Genomic DNA, 19775 nt, shown 5'->3' with positions numbered 1-19775 from the left:
ATCACCCCATCGCTCATCCTTACCAGTTTCGGGTTCTCCCCCTTCCCCACCGCAACGACAGGAGCTGTTCGCCCGCGCTGAAAAAAATTCCTGGGAGCGGAGCGCGTGTGCAGAATTCCTATTGACACGCCAAAAGTGCTATGTTATACACGTAATCTCTTCGCGGGACGGGGTGCCAGAGGCGCTCCTAGCGCGGGGAAACGCGAGGTTAACAACTCGTGCAACCGAATATTCCCCATTAGCTCAGTCGGTAGAGCGGGTGACTGTTAATCACCATGTCCGTGGTTCGAGTCCGCGATGGGGAGCCAAACATACAAAGGGTTACGGTTTTCAGCCGTAACCCTTTTTTGTTCACGTATCCTCCCACGTATCCTTTCCCCCTGAAGCACCACTATAAACCTGTTGTTTTGTCACCACCCGTATCTTCGCAGGCCTTTCTCAAGCACCTCGACGAGTTTCTCGCCTGTCGTGTATGAATCGGCAGTCGAGCGGCCGGTAATTAACGGGTAATCGACGATTACCGAATGGGGGCGGCCCACGCTTCCATGGACCCCCCCTTCCGGCCCGGTGGCATCCCTGAGAATATGTTCCAGGGTGTAAAACGGGGGGCCGAAGTTCACCCAGCGGTCAGGGTTTCCCGCCTCCCTGCTCAGCATGGCACCAGTCTCCGGATCGAGCACGCCGGCCAGGTCCCTATAGTCGTACTCCTGGGGATGACCCGTGACGTGTTTTCCCCAGATGATGCTGCGCGGATCGTCGAAGTTGCGGGCTTTAGCCAGGCAGGCGACTCCGTAACATTCCGCGGCGATGGGCTTATCGGCCTGCTTGAAAGCGAGGATGGCGTCGTGGACGCGGTAGTTGTTGACCAGGTCGATCATCGGTCCGCTGCCGCCAACCAGCAGCAGTGCCTCGAATTCCTCCACCAGCGCCTGCTGGGCTTGGGCCCGCGCCCGGCAATATCCCTCCCACTTCCGCAGGGGGTAGTAGGACATTTTCATCTGCCCCCTTTCGTCCGGATAGCCCAGCTCCCCAAGGTCACTCCAGTACGGCCGTTCCGGCAGCATCGCCTTCAAACTCCTCTGGTTGGCGAGGTAGGGATTGGAGGGATCATCGAGTCTCCGTACCTTCTCCGCCATTTCCGGGGTCGCCACGGTTTTACCCAAGGGCGGGTCTTTGTAGCCGGGGTCCATGCTGGGTGGAAGGGCGCGCGGCCGCCGCCCCGTAGGGGTACAAAGGACTGGTTTGTAGTTCCTGCTTTGCAACACCTCCAGAGGTCCGACCAACTCTTCCCCCCAGAACCCCCATTCAGACAGAATGACCAGAATTTTTTTGCTCATCGCGTTCCCCCTGCTTATTTAATCGCCCCGAGGTTTCGGGCTCAATCGCCATCTCGCCATGGTCAATTAAATTAAAAACTTCTAAGTTCTATCATTCGATGCCTGCATGTAAAGAAGGAATTTTACTTTCTAGATCCCATTACAGGTTCTGACTTGCGGGAATTGGTGGAACGCGGAGGGTTTCGCCTTATAGGAGTCAACTGGAACTTGAGAAAACATTTTGCTGAGCGTAACGCCGTGGGAGCCCACAAAACTATGGCCGATTCCTTTAAAGGAATCGACCATTTTGCTTTTGAGCCTCATTCTGCTGCCTTGTAACCGGCCCCACATAGGGCTCCAATGCCTGACTATGCGTTCCTTACTTGCATTGTGCTGCCAAATTGTCCAGGATCCCTATGAGATGCATTGAGGCTTCTACCATTTCGTCGCAGCATTGACCCGCTTTCGCTTTGTCGCCGGAGTTATGAGCGATGATAGCCTGCTTGCCGAGCTCATGTACCTTGGCATGAGGCGCATCGATTTTTTTGAACAAATCGAACTGCCCGCAACTGCTCTGGCCGTCGCCTTGATACCACTTGCCGAAGGCACAGGTAAGATGGGTCGGCAGCAGGTTATGATCAACCGTCTGCGCCCCGTGCAGATGTGCCCTGATCTTTCCCACGAAGATCATATGGGCACTCTTTGCCTTACGCAGCACCAGCCTGTCACTTTCATTGAGCTTGAACTTGCCCAACGACGACAGCAGGGCTTCAGCGCCGGCATTGAGATGACCGGCTTGGAGCGCAGAGGTATGTGCATGTCCTGCGACACTCCTGCCGATATCGTTGATTCTAGTCATGTTGCTGCTGATCTCGCCGGTCGTGGCTGTCTGTTCTTCGGCAGCAGTAGCAATCTGATTGACCTGCATTCCCAAATCGTTAATCAGGTTGAGTATGCGTTCGATGGCTTCACCGGAATGGGTCGCTTGCGCAGTTCCTTGCTCTACTTCCCGGACGCCTTCGTTCATTGCCTGAACCGCATCCTTTGTCTCCTGCTGGATGGCTTTGATCATGCCACTGATTTCATGGGTAGCCCTTGTGGTCCGTTCAGCGAGGGCGCGCACCTCGTCGGCAACAACGGCAAATCCTCTGCCTTGCTCCCCAGCTCTTGCTGCTTCTATAGCGGCATTCAAGGCTAAGAGATTCGTCTGATCGGCAATGTCCTCTATAGTCCCGACGATTTCGCCGATCTGATCGCTTCTGTTGCCCAAACTTGCGACCGTATTTGCTGAAGCACGCACCTGGTCAGCAATACGCGACATGATGTCGATGCTGCTCCGGATGATCTCAGCCCCTTCAGTAGCTTCGCCCGTTGCAGCGCGTGCCCCCTCTGCCGCCATCTGGCAGTTGCTTGCGATATCACAGGATGTCGCAGCCATTTCCTCCCCAGCTGTCGCGACGGTGCTCGCTTGTATAGCCACCTCGTCTGCGCCGATCGCGATCTCTTCGGATGTCGCATACACGGTTCCAACCGCTGTTGCCACATGGCAACTGCTCTCCAGCACCGTGGTCAGAGTTGTCCTCATTTTATCGACGGCGCCGTGGATTGAACGTGACAGCTCACCTACCTCATCGTTTCGCAACTCTTCGCTGACTGAGCTTAAGTCGCCGTCAGCTACCTGCTGCATTCTGACCACAATCGTGCGGAGAGGCCTGATGATTACAGCCTTGGTCATCCATATAAGCAACAGGATTGACGCCAATGTGATGACAAAGGTAATGGCAAAAGAAACAAGCAACTTGTGCCGTATGGCAGTTTCGATCGCACCAAGATCGTCGAGGATTTCATATGCACCATGCTGCTCACCTGCTTTCCATCCTTCAGCTTTCATTCCAAGCAGATCGAGCCCGTCCTTATTGAGTGTGTCGGACGGTACCCCGTGGCACACCAGACACTCGCCGGTAAGTTTGATTGGGCGCAGGTAGCGAATAACGTTGCTGGCCTTGTCGACCATGAATAATTCCGGCAGGTTTTCCTTTTGTAGCCTGTCCAGGAGTACGAGTTCGGTGCTGTCCGGCTCGTTCTGTTTGTTCCGAGCTTGAACCTTAGGGACCTTGAGTTTGAAACCCGATTCAGATGCGTGTTCGCCTGCGATTTTCATGGCTGCAATGATCGGGATGGTGTTGAAAAAAACGGTCTCCCGTGCCGCGGCCACCTTGTCCGTAGCAGACTTCAGTTTGTCATCGAATGCGCTTTTTAGCTCTACCTCGTTGAAGGCTTTGTTACTTCTCAGGGAGGCCATGAAGTTACGAGAGCTTTCCGCTTGGAGCAGTACTGCCCTGGCCTTCGATTTGACTGCCTCGTAGGCCTCATTCCGGGTGTTGACGCTGAAATACGCGATGTTCGCAACGAATGAAACGATCAATGCTACGGCCACGCAGATGGTGATTTTGGTACTAAGCCCACTTCCAAGCATGCTCATGCCACACCTCTTGACGAACACAGTTGATATATTGAATACCAATGCCACTGAGAATTTGCATCTCTCTTCGGTGTGGCAATTTGAAACTTCATTTATTTTTTGCACCCTTGCACCCCACCATGCCTGAAGCAATGGTCGTTCTCCTCCTAAACACGACAGCATTCCTGATAGCCCTGCAAGGCAAAAGGCAGGGTTGGGACTTCCTGCGTAACCTCTCTCATTATCATTACAAATCAATGACTTTAACCGAATTCGCATTGGCGAAAGTGTCGGAACCGGCTACAGTTTCGTTATTGAGTATCCATGGAGTGGGTGTCGGGAAGGAGCAAATGAAAAGGTGCAAGGCCGGTAGGTGACCATCCAGGCGCCCAAAGTTGCCGTTGGATTCCTGGAACAAACCAAATGTCCTTAAGAGGACGCCGCAAGACGAAGGAGAAAGGTTATGAAAACGCGTATAACCAACATGCTGCGCCTGTCGTTCGCTGCAGTGTCTGCACTGGCCATACTCTGGACAGCCGTTCCCGCAGGTGCGACCTTTGTCGTGGATCCCAATCCCGGTGGCATCAGCTTTTACCTAAACAACGAAATGATCAGCCCCAACCACTTCACAGGCAATGTCGGCGGCAATGACATTAGCTACCCCGCCATTGACGTGGTTACCATGGGAGCCGTCACTGTCGCCAGTGGCTACGCTAACATCAAGCAGTCCGGGACCGATTTGCTAACCTCCCTCACCTTTACCCCTCTTGGCGAAGAGAAATATGGAGACTTCTCTTTCCGGGGCCAGCTTGTGTCAGCCGGGACAATCCAAGTCAACGTCACCAACCAAAACGGTGTTAACACCGGCCTCACCTTCGACATCGACCAAGCCAGGCGGAACTTCGAGCGGATAGGCATAGTGTCTCCCGACGGCGACTGGATCGACGCGGTCAATATTTCCTTCGCCGAGGGATTCGAACAAGTCAAACAAATCGATTTTTCCCCGCAGGCTGCTCCCATTCCAGAACCTTCCACCTTCATCCTGCTCGCTTTCGGGCTGGCAGGAGTTGGCTTGTTGAGAAAAAGAAGCAAAGCCTGATCAACAGCTGACCGACCGACACCTCACCTAGGCCTCCGCAAGGAGGCCTTTTTTTGCCCTCGCTTGGAATCTCCTCAAAAAAAAGGCGGTCCAGGACCGCCTCATGACACTGCCGCCAAAGCTCGTTACTACTATTTCATCACGAAAGTACCCTCCACGCTGTTGCTGCTACTGCCGTCGGCATAGGTGACGAAGTAGGTAACAATGAACGAGGTGGAGGTGCTCGAGATGAGCGTCAGGGTTTCCGTTATTCCTCCGGGGTACACGCAGGTCAACACGCCATCCTTGATGACCCACTGCCCGGTTAAAGGCATTCCTACGCTCAAGTTCTGACCGGTGAAGGTTCCGTCGGCGCTGAAACTGACGGTTCCCGCTGCGCCTGTGGAGAAGGTGTAGTCGAAGCTTTTACCGCTTACCATCTCTGCAACGAAAAACACCGCCGGAGCGGCGCTCATTTCAGCCGAGGCCCTGGATTCTCCATATTGATTGGCCGCAGTGACAACGAAGTAATAAGTCGTACCGTTCTGCAATCCAGTGACCAAGCAAGGAGAGACTACGCCGGTTTTTCGCGCGCCCTGGCTGAGCGCTGCGCCACTGGCGGTAGACCAGTAGACGTTATACGAGGTGGCATCGGCAACGGGGTTCCAGGACAGAGTGACTTGACCATTCCCCGGCTGTAGCATGACCTCGGTCGGTGCCCCCGGAATGGCCGCCGCCGGGGACTGGACTGGGGTGGCGCCGGTGTCTCCCGCGCCTCCACCATTCGCGCCTGCAGCGCTGTCACCGGTTCCGCCGGCGGGGTTTGCGGTACCGCCGGTGCTACCTCCGGTTCCGCTGTCGGCGCTGTTACTGGCGGTATCGCTATTATTATTATTACTGCTGCTGCCGCTGCCGCCTCCTCCTCCGCCACAGCCGAACAGAAGTGACGTGACAAGGAGCGTTACAATCACCATTAATTTTTTCATCTCGTACCTCCATAGTTAAACCCGGTGATGCTTTCACATCAGTCGAAAGCGTCCCAGTCGGGCGCCCCAAAGCTTCAGCACCAGGCGGAGGCGGCGCGCGGTTGCGATACATCTCCTCAGGCATAGGACCTCCAAATTTAATTTTTTTAATCAGAAGAATCTAAGCATTATGCATGCCAGCTGGAAAAGGCCTTTTTACAGCAAGTTGCACGCCGGAGCACAGCGGGTGCTGTTCAAGATTTGAGCTTTTCCTGGCGTTTTTCGAACGGGCCTGATAGTGGGAGCCAGGGGATAGGCCGCCGAGAGGCCCGGCGTCTGTCGAGACAGAGAACTGCACCCATATGCTTTAATTATAAAGTTTTGTTCTACGGATAAAACCGCGAAAAATCGTAAAAAGAAGAGATATTATTTTCAGAATTCCTCTTGCGCTAAAACCATTTTTTATTATCATTGATTTGTCTGTAAGCCGCAGGTTGGTACGAGTGGAGTAACGATGGATAGCTATACGCGGTGAAGCCGGCAGCCTATCCTGTAAACTAGGCTGGAGCAGCGATTGGAGAGGGTTCGACAGGGGGGCAAGATGCCTTTACGCCAAAATTCATCGCCGAGAATTCTAGTTCTCGGCATCGGCAATACCATAATGAGCGACGACGGGGTGGGCGCAAAGGTCGTTCAGGAACTGCAGCGGGAGTTCCATTTCCCCAGTGGCGTCGACGTCGTCGACGGGGGGACCATGGGCCTCGACTTGCTGCCGCTTTTGGAAGGGAGAAGCCATGTCATCATGGTAGACGCGGTCGAAACCGGCAAGCGGCCAGGTTCCTGCGTGAGGTTGACCGGCGAGGAACTCCCCTCCGCTTTGGAAGCGAAGCTCTCGCCGCACCAGATCGGGCTGAAGGACCTGCTGGGCGTCGCCCAACTGACGGGGCACGCCATCCCGGAACTCGTTCTCATAGGCGTACAGCCCAAGTCCATTGCTGTGGGTTCTGAGCTTACCGCAGAGGTCAACCTGCAGATGGAGACGATGAAAGGGGCGGTCCTAAAAGAGTTGGAGAGGATCGGCGCCCACGTCAAGCCTCTGGCGAAATCCTCTCCCTTCCGATGGGACCAGTAAACGCCAACGCCTCCGGCAAGTCGACTGTTCGCCGGGGCCTTCCCACCTTACCCCCCGCCGTTCCACAAGCCTCCCGCCTGCCAGGGCGAGGGGCTTTTTCTCGCCCAAGGCCCGCGCCGATAGCTATCTGAGCCGCGAAGCCCGGAGCATACTTACCAGGCATGGCTTCGCCCCGGGCCAGCTCATTAGCCGCGTCTATTCATAATTGCCTATGGCGGCCATGGCAATTTGCTTATAATGTCGCCCAGCTAAGCAACTCCTGCAACACCTATGTTTTTTAGCAACCATAGCGTACGCCGTTTTCCAGGAGAGCAGCGAGTATGGACGAAAGCCGCGACAACCATAGCTTCGCCTTTTTGGAGCAGAAGGTCGAGGAGCGAACCCGCGAGTTGAAACAGGAGATCCAGGAGCGCCTGCGCGCCGAAGGGCAACTGGCCGAGGCGCGGGACCACTACCTGAACATCCTGGCCGAGGCCCCCGCTCTGATCTGGCGTGCCGACACGCAGGCCAAGTGCGACTGGTTCAACCACACCTGGCTTTCTTTCACCGGCCGCACCATGGAAGAGGAATACGGCGACGGCTGGGCACAGGGGGTCCACCCCGACGACCTGGAGCGCTGCGTTGCCATCTGGCTTGGGGCGTTTCACCAGAAGGCCCCGTTCGAAATGGAGTACCGGCTGCGACGCCACGACGGCGTATTCCGCTGGATCCTGGACATCGGCCGGCCCTTCTCCGGGCTCGACGGCAGCTTCGCCGGGTATATCGGTTACTGCTTCGACATCACCGACCGCAAGGGTGCGGAGATGGAGCTGGTATTGGCAAGAGAAGCCGCCGAGGCTGCCAGTAAAGCGAAGACCGAGTTCCTGGCCAACATGAGCCACGAGATCCGCACCCCGATGAACAGCATCATCGGGATGACGCAGCTTCTGGCCTACACTGAGCTTTCAGCCGAGCAGAAGGAGTACGTCGAGGGAATCCTCACCTCTTCGGAGGGTCTCCTTGCTATCATCAACGACATCCTCGATCTTTCGAAAGTGGAGGCGGGGAAGATCGAACTGGAGTCGCGGAATTTCAGCCTCAGGCAGAGCATCAACGAAATCATCAGGACCCAGACGGCGGCGGCCCACGAAAAGGGGCTCCAGCTGAAAGTCAGTATCCCTGAAGAGATCCCCGATGCGGTGGTCGGCGACCGGCTAAGGCTAAAGCAGGTGCTACTCAACATCATCGGCAACGCGATCAAGTTCACCGCAAGCGGGAGCATTGCGGTAACGGTAGCGCTGGCGGAAAAAAAAGAGGAAGCGGCCCGCATCACATTCAGCGTCACCGATACCGGCATCGGGATAGCGCCGGAGTCCCTGGACCGCATCTTCGCCCCGTTCGCGCAGGAAGACACCTCCACCACCCGGAGGTACGGCGGCACCGGTCTTGGGCTTTCCATCAGCACGAAGCTGGTCCGGCTCATGGGGGGACGGATCTGGGCGGAAAGCCGCAAGAACGCCGGCAGCACCTTCCACTTTGAGATCCCCTTCCGGCTCTGCGCCAAAAAGGCCCGCCCCAAGGCGTCCCTCAATACCGCCAAGAAAGCCGTCTGGGACGGGGCCAAGCTCCGCATCCTGCTGGCCGACGACCAGGAGATGAACCGCAACATTATGGAGAAACTCCTGGGGCGACTGGGGCACGATCTGGAAAGTGCGGCGGATGGCGGCGAGGCGCTAGGAAAATGGGAAAAGGGGAACTTCGACCTCATCCTCATGGATGTCGAGATGCCCGGTATCGACGGCACGGAAGCGACCCGCGTGATCCGAGAGACCGAGACCCCGCTGGGAAAGCGGACCCCCATCATCGCCCTCACCGCCCATGCGCTTAAGAGCCACCAGGAGATGCTTCTCGGACTAGGCTACGACGGGTACGTACCCAAGCCTGTGGAGATTCCCACGCTGTTGCAGGAGATGAAGCGCTGTCTGCACCTGCCCGACCTTGACACAGCAGGCAACGGCGACGCCGCCGACGGAGTTCCCATGACTCCCGCGGCAAACCAGCTTGGCACAGTGGACAGGCAGCAGCTTGCGGATATACTCACTGCAGTCAGCTCACTGTTGCGTCAAAGAAACATGAAGGTCATAGACAAGGTAAATGACCTCTCCGCACTGATTCCCGGTTCACCTCTTCTAGAACAGCTGAACCAGCAGATACGGCAATTCGATTGCCAAAGCGCTCTTAATACAGTCGGACAAATCCTCCTGAATTACGACATCCACTCCTGATGCAGTTTCTGTGCATTGCCACAGAGAAATGAGGATACCGTGGTCAAGAAAAAGCTGCTGGTTGTCGACGACACGCCGGAAAACCTGATCATTCTCTACAAGATCTTGCGCAAGGAGTACGAGGTCCTTGGAGCCAACAGCGGCAAGGAAGCGCTGCTGGCCCTGGCCGAGAATCGTCCCGACCTGATCCTGCTCGACGTCATGATGCCCGAAATGGACGGACTGGAGGTCTGCCGCATCCTGAAGGACGATTCCAGATACCGGGACATCCCGGTCATCTTCGTAACCGCGCTGAGCGACGAAGTGGACGAGTCACGGGGATTCAAAGCCGGCGCGGTAGACTTCCTCTCCAAGCCGGTCAATCCCGTCATCCTGAGCCATCGTGTCGCAGTGCATCTAGAACTGCAGTCCCAAAAAGAAGCACTGACCCGGAAGAACCAGGAACTGCAGGAAGCCCTCTCCAGGGTCAAGGAGCTATCCGGGCTGCTCCCCATCTGCATGACCTGCAAAAAGATCCGTGACGACCAGGGGTATTGGAACCAGTTGGAGAGCTACATCTCGCTCCACTCGGAGGCCCTTTTCAGCCACGGCTACTGTCCGGAATGCGCCGCTGCCGCGATGAAAAAGATCCTACCGGTGCCGAACTTGCGATAGCAGCACCCTCCCCCCCGCACCGCCCGGCGCAGGCCTACCTCGCCAGTACGAAATCGGCTATTGCATGGGCGATGCGGTCGGTGGGGCAGCGGTCGTTGTTGAAAAGCAGGTCGTAGAGAACGGGATCGTGGTCGTCCTGATTCAGGAAATCACGGGTGAAGTGGTCGCGGGCTTTCTGCTGCTTGTGCATCAGCTTTTCCGCCGGCTCGCTTTCCAGTCCGAGCCGGCTGGCGAGGGTCGCCGTTTTGAAGTGGGCTGAACCAAAGAGCCTGAAGTGGTAGGAATTTTCGATGTGCCTGGAGATGATGGCACCTCCAAGCTCTAGGATGATGACGTTACCCTGCTCGGCCAAGGCGACGACATGCCGGGATAGCGGCAGGAAGTAGTCGTAGCTGCTTTTCCAGCGCGGAGAGAAGGTGGCCAGTATCTCGTCCAGGATACGGTTCTCCGCCCCCAGCGTCTGCAGAATCTCCTCCGAAAGGTTATGGCGCTTTGCCACCTCTTCGAGCACGGCCTTGTCTATCAGTACCCACTCATCCCCGGTCCTTTGCATAAGCCGCTCCCGGAGCAGTTCCGCCGTGGGGTACCCGGTGCAACCGTATTCACGCGAGATGGTGATACAGGGACGCGGCTTCGCCTTCGCGTGCCGCAAGGAGGCCTTCTCCTTCTGCCTGCGGTTGTACTCCTCGAGCGAGCCGATCCTCAAGTCGACGGACGGGATAAAGAGATTGTCGGGCACGGCCTGCTCCTTTGGCGCCAAGGCTCGCTTGCCGCCGCGGCTTCAGCTCTGCTCCTTCAGTTCCCGGATCAGGTCCACTTGCCGCTGAAAGATGAAGCGCGAGATGACCCCCTCCACATGCGGGTCCAATTCGATGGAAAACCGGCACACCTCCCCCTCCTCTTCGCTGCCGACCGCAACCACGGTTGACCTTACCTCTAACGAGGTCCCTCCGCTTTGCAACAGGTTCGGCACCATGAGCTTCAGTGCCACCTCGTCGCTTTCGCGCAGGTTTGAGGGACCTGAGGTCCTGATGGAAACGCCTCCCAGGGAGATGTCGAGCACCTTCCCGTCGACAGGGCCGCCTGCGCCGACGATCTGGGCGTCGCATGGCGGCTCCAATTTAAGCCTCAAAGACACGCGCTGTTCCGCCAGGATCTCTACGAACCGAAAATTGAAAAGCGATGCCATCATCCTGCGCACGTCGGCGTCCTTGACGTCGGCCAGCATGGGGCGGTCGAAGTAGCTGCACTTTATGAAAGTGGAACCGGTTTGCTCCAGCGCCACCGCCTGCTGGGGATGGACATCCAGCTCCAGGACACAACCGGCCATCTCGACGGGGGTGGCTGGATAGCTGATCGGGAGCCCTTTGAAATAGTTCACCAGCTTGAGCTGAACCCGGAGGTTGCCCTTGATGATGTCGATGAACCCCGCGGCTATCTCGGCGCTGTCTTCCTCGAGCGTTTTCCTGATGTTTTCCCGGTAGTAATAAGGTTCCATGCCCATGTCCTTGCCACGCGCGAGGCGCGCGGTTATCAAACCAGCAAACGGTACCTGCGCAATAGCGCCAGCAGGTCGGCACGCACTATTGGCTTTACCAGGTAGTCGGTGCAGTCGCCGTCCCACAGGGCCTGCTGCATCTGCTCTGCCGAGGTGAGCGCCGTGGTCATGATGATGACGGCCTTCTGCTTTTCCGTTACCGCATAATCCTTTTCCGCCTGGCGCATCAACTTCAAGGCCTGCTGGCCGTCCAGCTTGGGCATGACCACGTCAAGCAGCACCAAATCGAACCGGTTGCCGCGGGCAAGGGCATTTTGGAAAAGCTCCACTCCCTCCTGCCCGTCCGCCGCCAGTTCTATCTCGGCGTGAGGCGCCAGGAAAAGCCTCAGGGCTTCGCGGGAGAACTCGTTATCCTCGACGATAAGACAGTTCATGCTGCTCCCTCGCCACCTCGCCGGTTGCGCACCGCGGGGGTCACAATACCTTGATCCGCCGGAAACCAAAGCTCCGGCAACAGTACTCTCTTCGGACGCAGTTAATTAATCTTGAGCTTTTGATCTTTAATTTATGCAGGGGCAATGCAGGGGGGGCGTGGCGATTTTCAGGATGACTCTTTGGGTGGAGCGCTCTCCTCCTCGAGTGCAATTCTCACCGCGTCGTCGTAACTCGTCAGCTTCAGGGGAATAATTTCTCGAATCTTGTCGTCGCGGCAGACGACCTCGACGCCAAGCCCTTCGATGAGAGGGGCCGAGATGGAGGGTTTTATCGGCGTGACCAGCCAGACCCAGTAGGAAGAGAGCTTCGGGGTAAGAAAGGGAACCGGCAGGATCTTGATGAACTTCTTCTCTATCTCGGCGAAGCGCTCCATCATCTCCCGGTAGGAGAGGATTTCCGGCCCGCCGATGTCGTAGGTCTTACCCGCGGTCTGCTCGTGCAGCAGGCACCCCACCAGGTAGGCGATTACGTCCCCGACCGCTATGAACTGGCAGCGGGTGGAGACCCAGCGCGGGGTGATCATGACCGGGAGTCTCTCCACCAGTGCACGTATCATCTCGAAGGAGGCCCCGCCGGCGCCGATGATGACGGCTGCGCGCAGGTAGGTGGTCTTGAAGGGACCCCCCTGCAGGATCCGCGCGACCTCCAGCCGGCTTGCCAGGTGCTCGGAAAGGTCGTCCTTCTCATCGCCCAGCCCGCCCAGGTAGATGACCCGCCTGAGCCCCTGCTTTGCGGCGGCGGCGACGAAATTCTCGGCAGCTTCCCGGTCGCGGCGTTCGAAGCCCGCGCGATCGCCGGACATCGCGTGCACCAGATAGTAGGCGGTCTCGATCCCCTCCAGCGCCCGGTCCAGGGTATCGCTCTGCAGCAGGTCCCCCTGGACCACCTCCCCGCAAGCGGGAACAGGCGACTCGACGTTGCGCACCAGGCAGCGCACCGGTATCCCCTCTTCGGCTAGGGCTGCTACCAGCCTCCTGCCGATGAACCCGGTAGCCCCTGTCACTAGGACCATCGGTTTTTTGCTGTTGGAAGTGCTCATTTCGCCCCCGACTCACTCAAAACTGCCGTTACCGACAGGGTTTAGTTTAGGTAGCGCGCAGGGTATGTCAACCAGGGCGGGCGCAATAAGGCAGGACGATAAAGGGTTACTGTCTGGATCGCGACAGTATCAGCTTTAACTTTATTTGATACTGCCTTTGGTCTATGATTGCCGCGGTGTTGTCATCCCAAATCTGTCGTGACAGGAGAAAAGAAGATGAAAGTTCTGGTGGATCTTTGCGTCGTTCCTCTTGGTGTCGGCGTCTCTGTTTCGAGTTACATCGCCGCATGCGAGAAGGTACTTACCGAGGCGGGGCTGAAGATTGCTTTGCATAGTTACGGGACCAACATTGAGGGGGAATGGGACGAGGTGTTCGCGGCCATCAAGCGGTGTCACGAGGTGGTGCACGGCATGGGGGCTCCGCGCATCACCACCACCATCAAGCTCGGGACCCGGACCGACCGGAACCAGAGCATGGAGGACAAGATCAGGAGCGTCCGGGAGAAGCTGTGACTTCGTCCTTGACGGAAAGCATCTCCACCTCGAACAGGACGTCGGTGCCTGCGGGAAGCGGCTCCCGGTAGTCCCGGTTGCCAGGGATGGAGTGGGAGACGTCCCCTCCCGCCCCGGGGCCGAAATCGTAGGCGATTCCCGGTGCCCCTCCGGTGCTGAAGGCAAAATGCGATCCCTTGGGGAAGGGGAAGAGCTCCGCCTCCGCGGCGGGGACGCGTACCACGCGATGGTCCCCCTGCTGCATTCCTAAAAGCCCCGCCTCGAGCGACTTCGGGACGCGCCCGGAGCCGACCAGGAACTCCAGGGTGTTCCGCTCGCCGACGAGGTAGACCCTGCCGTCATCCAGTTTGCATTTGTACCTGATGTTGACCCTTTTGCCTGGTTGCGTTTCCATGAGGCACCGCCTGTGTGAGAGCTGGTGGCTTGGTGGGCCGGCTGTAGGGAGCGGACTGCCGCGGGTTTCCGGCTACCGGGGGGCCGGCACGAAGACAAACTATAGCAGCAGCAATTATCAATTCAAACCAATGAAGAAATGGCGGCGCTCAGGGAGCCGAACCGGTACCGATCCAGGCCGCGCCGAACACCCCGGCCGAATCCCCCAGCATGTGCTTCAGGATCGGGGTGCGCAGGTCGTTGTGGAAGGCGTAGTGCCTCACCCGCTCGACGCCTGCGAGGTAGAGTTCGTCGATGTTGGAAAGTCCCCCGCCCAGTACCACCGCATCGGGGTCGAGAATGGAGATGACGCCGCCCAGGCTGCGCCCGAAGTCGTCCAGGAAGGCGTTGAAGGCAGTCGCGCAGCGCGGATCTCCGAGCCTTGCCCCCGTCACTATCTCCTTCATGCTGAGGCTCTCGCCGTAGCGCGCGGCAAATGCGGCCTCTACCCCGGAGCCGCTGATCTTGGTCTCGATGCACCCCCGGTTGCCGCAGTAACAAGGGGGGCCGGAAGGGTCGAGAGAGAAATGCCCCCACTCCCCGCAGATCCGGTGCGGTCCCTCGCGCACCACGCCGTCGACGCAGATCCCCCGCCGCAACCGGTTCCCATGATGACGCCGAAGACAAGGCCGTAACCCGCTCCCGCCCCCTTGCGGCATTCGGCCATGGCGAAGCAGTCGGCGTCGTTTCTTACCCCGATCCTCCTACCCAAAAGCCGCTCCAGATCGGCCTGCAACGGGCGCCCTATAAGGCAGACCGAGTTGGCGTTGCGCACCATTCCGCTGACGGCATCGACGGAGCCCGGGATGCCGATGCCGACCGTGCAGCTATTAGCCGCCGGCACCCGGCAGGCCCCATCCCGCACCAGGTCGGCCACGCAGTTCAGCACGGCATGGTATCCCTCAACCAGCGGGGTCTTCCTCCTTTCCCTGAAGACAACCCCGTCCTGCGGATCGAGCACCACGACCTCCGTCTTGGTCCCGCCCAGATCCACTCCTATGCGGTACGGTTCCGATGCCGGCATCGCTGCTCCTGTTGCTGCGGGAAAGAGGGCGCTACCCTTGCTCCGGTTCCGGCGCCTTCTTTTCCTTGAGGAAGACCACTACCGCGCCGCTCCCCCCCATGTCGTTGGGGGCCTGGATGAATTCGGAGACCATCCCCTTTCCCTTCTCCCTGAGCCAGCCGGCGACTGCGGACTTGAGAACAGGTTCGCCGGCGGAATTGTTCCCCTTGCCGGTGATCACCAGCACACCTTTCTGCCCGCGGTTATAGGCCCCCTTGACGAAGCGGTCCAGGTTCTCCAGGGCCTCCTCCCGGGTCAGGCCGTGCAGGTCGAGCTGCAGGTCGATCCTGATCCCGCCGCGCCTTATCTGCCGCAGCCGGTTCACCGGGGCCGGACGGTCGGGGGATTCCGGCTCCGCGAACTCGTCCTGGAAACGGACATCGAGCTTCAATTGGTCCAGGGCCTGCAAGAAGGCGCGCTGCTCTTCCTCTTCGCGCTCCCTCCTTGCGGCGCCATGTGCCTTGGCGTTGGCGTTGGCCTTGGCCGGGGTGACCGCGGTGGCACGCAGGGGGCGCACATCGGCTACGGCGTCGAGGAAAAGGAGCTCGTCGCTCAGGTTCGGGGCGCTTTTTTGCGGTTTTTGGGGCGCCGGCGCTTGGGGCTGGGCTTCCGCACTCAAATCCAGTGCGGCGCCCTTCAGCGCCTTAAAGGGGGAGGCGCTGAACTCCTTCTGCTTTTGTTTCGGCTTCTCTTTCTTCTTCATGCTACGGCCTCTCTATCTATTCACCCCGGCTGTTGTCCTGTCCCCTTCTGGAACGGAGTGCACCCTGAATCTAATGAACATAGCGATCCAAGCGCTCCAACCCTGCGCCGATCGTCTTGCCAAGGGAACTAAGGCGGCAGGCGCCACATTTTTTGCAGCGGCGGCCACCGCCATTCCGGCGGATAACTATTCAATATGCCTGGGGAAAATTCAGCGAACAAACGGCGACTTCTTCAGAGGAGTTAAATTAGCTCACTCCAATTGGCATGGTATACTACCAAGGAATCGGGACCCATGTCAATGAAGAGTGGCTGCGATCGGAACCAATGTAAAGAGAGGGCGATCAGCACGGGCGCAGGAGATGGTGTATGGAGAGTCACGGCAACTATAAATTAGAGGCGGATCGCAAGGAAGGGATGGACGACTCCGGCCTCGAGATCGCGGCCCTGCTGATGAAGTCGGGTTACCTCGCGGACACCCAGCTCAGTTACGCGCAGCGGGTCAAGGCAAAACTCCTCTCCCCGAGAACGCTGGTCGGCGTGCTGCTGGAGCTCGGCTTCTTCACCCGGGAGCAGCTCAGGGAGACGCTCCGGAGCAACATGGTATCGGTGAAGCTCGGGGCCCTGCTGGTGGAACTCGGCTACCTGAAACCGGGAGAGTTGCAGGCCGCCCTCGGGATACAGCGGGACGGGGAAAACTGCAAGATGCTGGGCGAGATCCTGGTGGAACAGCGCTTTATCGAGGAGTACACCCTGGCGGAGGTGCTCGCCTTCCAACTGGGGTTCCCTTTCATCGACCTGGACGCCTCCAGCATCGACCGGGCGCTTTTGGGCCGGGTCCCCCAGCACTGGCTGGCGCAGCACAGCTTCGTTCCCGTCAAGGAGGAGGAGGGGAAGGTCCTGGTGGCGATCGCGGACCCCCTGAACCTGGAGGGGAGAAAGACGGCGGAGAAGCTGTTCGGCCAGAACACCACCTCCTTCGCCATCTGCACCATGAAGGCGATCCGGGACGCGCTCAGCCTCTTGAAGCGGGGGATGGTGCAGGGGGACGGCACGGCGACCGACGAGCACACGGTGACCGGCATTGTGAATTCCATCTTCGAAGAGGCCCTGAAGGAGGGGGCAAGCGACATACATATCGAGCCGATGCGCAGCGCGCTCAGGGTGCGCTTCAGGCGGGACGGGATGCTGGTCCTATACAAGGACTTCGCCAGGGAGCTGGCGCTTCCCATCAGCAGCAGGATCAAGGTTATGGCCGAGGCGGACATCGCCGAGAGGAGGAGGCACCAGGACGGCCGGATCTGCTACGAAAGCGCAAAGAGCGGCAACACTCTGGACATGAGGGTCTCCTTCTACATCACCATCCACGGAGAGAAGATCGTGCTCCGCCTTCTGAGTATGAAAGCGGAACTCCTCGATCTCAAGGAGATCGGCATGTCCGGGCGCATGCTGGAGCGCTTCATCGACGACGCGCTGGATACGCCAAGCGGCGTCCTGATCGTCACCGGGCCTACCGGCAGCGGCAAGACCTCCACGCTGTACAGTTGCGTGCACCACCTAAACGACCTGAACACCTCCATCGTCACCGCCGAGGAACCGGTTGAATACGTGATTGAGGGGATCGCCCAGTGCTCCATCAATCAGAAGATCGGGGTGACCTTCGAGGAAACCCTCAGGCACATCGTGCGCCAGGACCCCGACGTGATCGTCCTGGGAGAAATCCGGGACAGCTTCTCCGCCGAAACCGCGATCCAGGCGGCGCTCACCGGGCACAAGGTCCTCACCACCTTTCACACCGAGGACAGCGTCGGGGGGCTCCTGCGCCTGATGAACATGAACATCGAGGCATTCCTGATCGCCTCCACCGTGGTCTGCGTCCTGGCGCAGCGGCTTTTGCGCCGCATCTGTCCTGAGTGCAGCGAGAGCTACCTTCCCACGCCGACCGAGCTCCGGCGGATAGGCTACAGCAACGCCGACCTGCGGGGGGCCGAGTTCAGGATCGGACGGGGGTGCGCCAAATGCAGGTACAGCGGGTACCGCGGCAGGGTTGGCGTATTCGAGATGCTGATACTGAACGAACTGGTGAAGGACGCCATCCTCAGCAAGAAGACCTCCTACGAGATCAGGAAGATCTCCACGGAGAGCACCGGAATGGTCACGCTCCTGGAGTCGGGGCTTTGCAAGGCAGCCGCGGGGCTGGTGTCGCTGCACGACACGGTGCGGCTCCTCCCCAGGATCGGCAAACCGCGCCCGATTTCCGAGATCAGGCGCCTTTTGGGGGATTGACATGCACAGCAGACCCTTTGTCGAGGTAGTAAAGGAGCAGCTAGAATCAGAATCGCTCAACCTGCCGGTGTTCCACCCCATCGCCCTAAAGTTGCAGGGGATCCTGGCGGCCACGGACTTCAGCATCGATCAGGTGGTGGCGCTGATCATCAAGGACCAGGCGCTCACCAGCCAGATCCTGAGGCTCGCCAACTCCGCCTTTTTCAGCGGTCTCGCCAAGGTCACCACCATCACCGACGCGGTAATACGGCTGGGGGCGCGGGAGATCGCCAGCGTCGCCATGCTCGCCTCACAGCAAAGCAGCTACAACAGCTTCACCATGCCCGAGTTGAAGAGCCACTCCCAGCTTTTGTGGAAGCACGCCATCGGCTGCGCCATCGGGACCAGGTGGCTGTGCGAGAAAAGCGGCTATAAGCAGCTAGCGCAAGAGGGGTTCATCGCCGGGCTCCTGCACGACATCGGCTGCCTGTTGATTCTCAGGGTGCTGGAGGGGATCATGCTCGCGGACAGCGGGCAGAAAGGGGTGTCACGGGAGTTGACCAACGAGATCATGACTGCGATGCACGCCGAAACGGGGTACCAGCTGATGCAGAAGTGGAACCTCCCGGAGATTTACTGCACCATCGTCAGGGACCACCACAAGGAGCAAAGCGACACGAGCGACGTGCTCCTCACCCTGGTGCGCTTGGTGGATCACGCCTGCCGCAAACTCGGGCTCGGCTCGCCGCCGGAGCCGAACCTGATGCTCGCCGCAACCTTCGAGGCCCAGGGGATGGGCATCAAGGAGATCATGCTGGCCGAGCTGGAAATCACCATCGAGGACGCCATGGAGATGGTCACCGTCACCTCTGCCGCCTGAGGAATTCCATGAACCCCTGGTCGAAGACCCGCTGCACCTCCCACTTCTCGCCCCGCTGTTTCGCCACCAGAATGGCCCGCGCCTGGCAGCCGAGGAATCCCGCCAGAAGCGCAAGAACGAAGGTCACCTGCAGGCGGCGGCGCCAAACTGAAGGCTCCTCCGGCGGGGGGAGCAGCACCCGCGGCCCATGTTGCGACATCTGGTGCAACTGCTCGGCCGAAATGTAGCCGATCAGCCGGTCCCGGTCGGCCTCGTCGATGAAGCGGTACCTGAGCGCCGTGCTAAAACGCACCCGGTCCGGAAGCGCCGTCACCTGGACCACCTCGCCGATGATTTCTATCATCCTGGAGTGCTGTGGCAGGTAGATGCTCAACTCCACCAACTCCCCCTCGGCAAAACGCTCGGCGATGTTGAGCCTCGCCCCCCCGCCGCTTAGGTTGGCGGCCAAAGGGGGCGCCGTCTTGCGCTTTTCCAGCCTCGCCCTGATCTCCTCCCTTGCGTCCGCCACTTCCTCAGGCTCGTCCGGATCCGGGTCTTGCGCGGCCAGCTCGATCTCCCGGCGCGAGTGCTCCCAGCGCAGCCGGACCTCCTCGGCAACCTGGCTCAAGGTGCGCCGATAGATCAGGGGAAGGTAGACGTCCTGACGGAAGTATTCCCTCGGCTCATACGGGACCACGTCCTCCACCAGCCGCAGCACCAGGCGGTGGTCCGCTGCATGGTCGGCGACCAGCACGCCGCGGCAGGCGAGCGGCCCCTGCTTTCCGTCGAGCGCCAGATCCAGGGTCCGCCCCAGTTCCAGGCGCGCCTGCTCGGGAAGCGAGTCCCTTGAGAGGTAGAGCTGGAGGAGGTCGTCGTCCAGCGAAGCCACTGTTCCCCATTCGGAGAAGGCGCCTCCCCCCTTCAGCGGCACCCCTACCCTGACCCGTCCACCTTCCTGGAAATGCGCTTGGTACTGCTCCAACTGCTCGGTCATAATCGCCTCTCCGGAAAGCCTTTAATATCAACCTGACCAGTCTAA

17 protein-coding genes, 1 tRNA gene and 1 pseudogene are annotated in these 19775 nt (G+C 59.0%); 8 read left to right on the top strand and 11 right to left on the bottom strand.

Annotated features, from left to right (window positions below; genetic code table 11):
- Positions 1-232 precede the first annotated feature (232 nt).
- Positions 233-308 (top strand) — tRNA-Asn (locus GBEM_RS01895).
- Between the two features lie 102 nt (positions 309-410).
- Here the strand turns inward: GBEM_RS01895 and GBEM_RS01890 are convergent.
- Together GBEM_RS01890 and GBEM_RS01885 are read right to left on the bottom strand one after the other, a co-directional pair.
- Positions 411-1337, bottom strand: a complete 927-nt coding sequence (locus GBEM_RS01890; protein WP_012528821.1) for a type 1 glutamine amidotransferase domain-containing protein — start codon at positions 1335-1337, stop codon at positions 411-413.
- Between the two features lie 358 nt (positions 1338-1695).
- Positions 1696-3798 (bottom strand): methyl-accepting chemotaxis protein, encoded by a 2103-nt coding sequence (locus tag GBEM_RS01885; protein ID WP_012528820.1) that lies wholly within the window; start codon positions 3796-3798, stop codon positions 1696-1698.
- A 442-nt stretch (positions 3799-4240) separates the two neighbouring features.
- Between GBEM_RS01885 and GBEM_RS01880 the strand changes: the two genes are divergently transcribed.
- Positions 4241-4876: a PEP-CTERM sorting domain-containing protein gene (locus GBEM_RS01880; RefSeq protein WP_012528819.1), complete on the top strand. Its 636-nt coding sequence runs from the start codon at positions 4241-4243 to the stop codon at positions 4874-4876.
- Between the two features lie 131 nt (positions 4877-5007).
- Here GBEM_RS01880 and GBEM_RS01875 read toward each other — a convergent pair whose 3' ends face one another.
- Entirely contained in the window at positions 5008-5841 is an 834-nt protein-coding gene (locus GBEM_RS01875) for a fibronectin type III domain-containing protein (RefSeq protein WP_012528818.1), read from the bottom strand.
- Positions 5842-6421: 580 nt separating this feature from the next.
- Here GBEM_RS01875 and GBEM_RS01870 point away from each other — a divergent pair.
- The 3 genes from GBEM_RS01870 (at position 6422) to GBEM_RS01860 (ending at position 9870) form a co-directional block, all read left to right on the top strand.
- Positions 6422-6952: a HyaD/HybD family hydrogenase maturation endopeptidase gene (locus tag GBEM_RS01870; protein ID WP_012528817.1), complete on the top strand. Its 531-nt coding sequence runs from the start codon at positions 6422-6424 to the stop codon at positions 6950-6952.
- A gap of 320 nt (positions 6953-7272) precedes the next feature.
- A complete protein-coding gene (locus GBEM_RS01865; protein WP_012528816.1) occupies positions 7273-9216 on the top strand; it encodes a PAS domain-containing hybrid sensor histidine kinase/response regulator in 1944 nt (647 codons plus the stop codon).
- A 39-nt stretch (positions 9217-9255) separates the two neighbouring features.
- On the top strand, positions 9256-9870 hold the full coding sequence (locus tag GBEM_RS01860; protein ID WP_012528815.1) for a response regulator: 615 nt from the start codon (positions 9256-9258) through the stop codon (positions 9868-9870).
- Between the two features lie 34 nt (positions 9871-9904).
- Here the strand turns inward: GBEM_RS01860 and GBEM_RS01855 are convergent, their stop codons facing one another.
- The 4 genes from GBEM_RS01855 to GBEM_RS01840 all read right to left on the bottom strand — a co-directional run bounded on the left by GBEM_RS01855 (position 9905) and on the right by GBEM_RS01840 (position 12902).
- Complete coding sequence (locus GBEM_RS01855) at positions 9905-10609, bottom strand: cytidylate kinase-like family protein (RefSeq protein WP_012528814.1); 705 nt, start codon at positions 10607-10609, stop codon at positions 9905-9907.
- A 42-nt stretch (positions 10610-10651) separates the two neighbouring features.
- On the bottom strand, positions 10652-11368 hold the full coding sequence (locus tag GBEM_RS01850; RefSeq protein WP_012528813.1) for a PilZ domain-containing protein: 717 nt from the start codon (positions 11366-11368) through the stop codon (positions 10652-10654).
- Positions 11369-11403: 35 nt separating this feature from the next.
- Positions 11404-11802, bottom strand: a complete 399-nt coding sequence (locus GBEM_RS01845) for a response regulator (protein ID WP_012528812.1) — start codon at positions 11800-11802, stop codon at positions 11404-11406.
- Positions 11803-11969: 167 nt separating this feature from the next.
- Complete coding sequence (locus GBEM_RS01840; protein ID WP_012528811.1) at positions 11970-12902, bottom strand: NAD(P)H-binding protein; 933 nt, start codon at positions 12900-12902, stop codon at positions 11970-11972.
- A 216-nt stretch (positions 12903-13118) separates the two neighbouring features.
- On the opposite strand from GBEM_RS01840, the gene GBEM_RS01835 reads away from it, so the two are divergent.
- Complete coding sequence (locus GBEM_RS01835) at positions 13119-13415, top strand: MTH1187 family thiamine-binding protein (protein WP_012528810.1); 297 nt, start codon at positions 13119-13121, stop codon at positions 13413-13415.
- On the opposite strand, the gene GBEM_RS01830 is transcribed toward GBEM_RS01835, so the two are convergent.
- The 3 genes and pseudogenes from GBEM_RS01830 to GBEM_RS01820 all read right to left on the bottom strand — a co-directional run bounded on the left by GBEM_RS01830 (position 13390) and on the right by GBEM_RS01820 (position 15613).
- On the bottom strand, positions 13390-13809 hold the full coding sequence (locus tag GBEM_RS01830) for an FKBP-type peptidyl-prolyl cis-trans isomerase (protein WP_012528809.1): 420 nt from the start codon (positions 13807-13809) through the stop codon (positions 13390-13392). The two genes, GBEM_RS01835 and GBEM_RS01830, sit on opposite strands and share 26 nt — an antisense overlap.
- A 148-nt stretch (positions 13810-13957) precedes the next feature.
- Positions 13958-14871, bottom strand: a pseudogene (locus tag GBEM_RS01825) (ROK family protein).
- Positions 14872-14902: 31 nt separating this feature from the next.
- Positions 14903-15613: a Smr/MutS family protein gene (locus GBEM_RS01820; protein ID WP_012528807.1), complete on the bottom strand. Its 711-nt coding sequence runs from the start codon at positions 15611-15613 to the stop codon at positions 14903-14905.
- Positions 15614-15981: 368 nt separating this feature from the next.
- On the opposite strand from GBEM_RS01820, the gene GBEM_RS01815 reads away from it, so the two are divergent.
- Positions 15982-17898 (top strand): GspE/PulE family protein, encoded by a 1917-nt coding sequence (locus tag GBEM_RS01815; protein WP_012528806.1) that lies wholly within the window; start codon positions 15982-15984, stop codon positions 17896-17898.
- 1 nt (position 17899) lies between these two features.
- Entirely contained in the window at positions 17900-18757 is an 858-nt protein-coding gene (locus GBEM_RS01810) for an HDOD domain-containing protein (protein WP_012528805.1), read from the top strand.
- On the opposite strand, the gene GBEM_RS01805 is transcribed toward GBEM_RS01810, so the two are convergent.
- Positions 18741-19730 (bottom strand): PilZ-like domain-containing protein, encoded by a 990-nt coding sequence (locus GBEM_RS01805; RefSeq protein ID WP_012528804.1) that lies wholly within the window; start codon positions 19728-19730, stop codon positions 18741-18743. The two genes, GBEM_RS01810 and GBEM_RS01805, sit on opposite strands and share 17 nt — an antisense overlap.
- Positions 19731-19775: the final 45 nt, after the last annotated feature.

Source organism: Citrifermentans bemidjiense Bem (assembly GCF_000020725.1).
Classification (GTDB): Bacteria; Desulfobacterota; Desulfuromonadia; order Geobacterales; family Geobacteraceae; genus Geomonas; species Geomonas bemidjiensis.
This window is presented reverse-complemented; position numbering and strand designations above follow the sequence as displayed.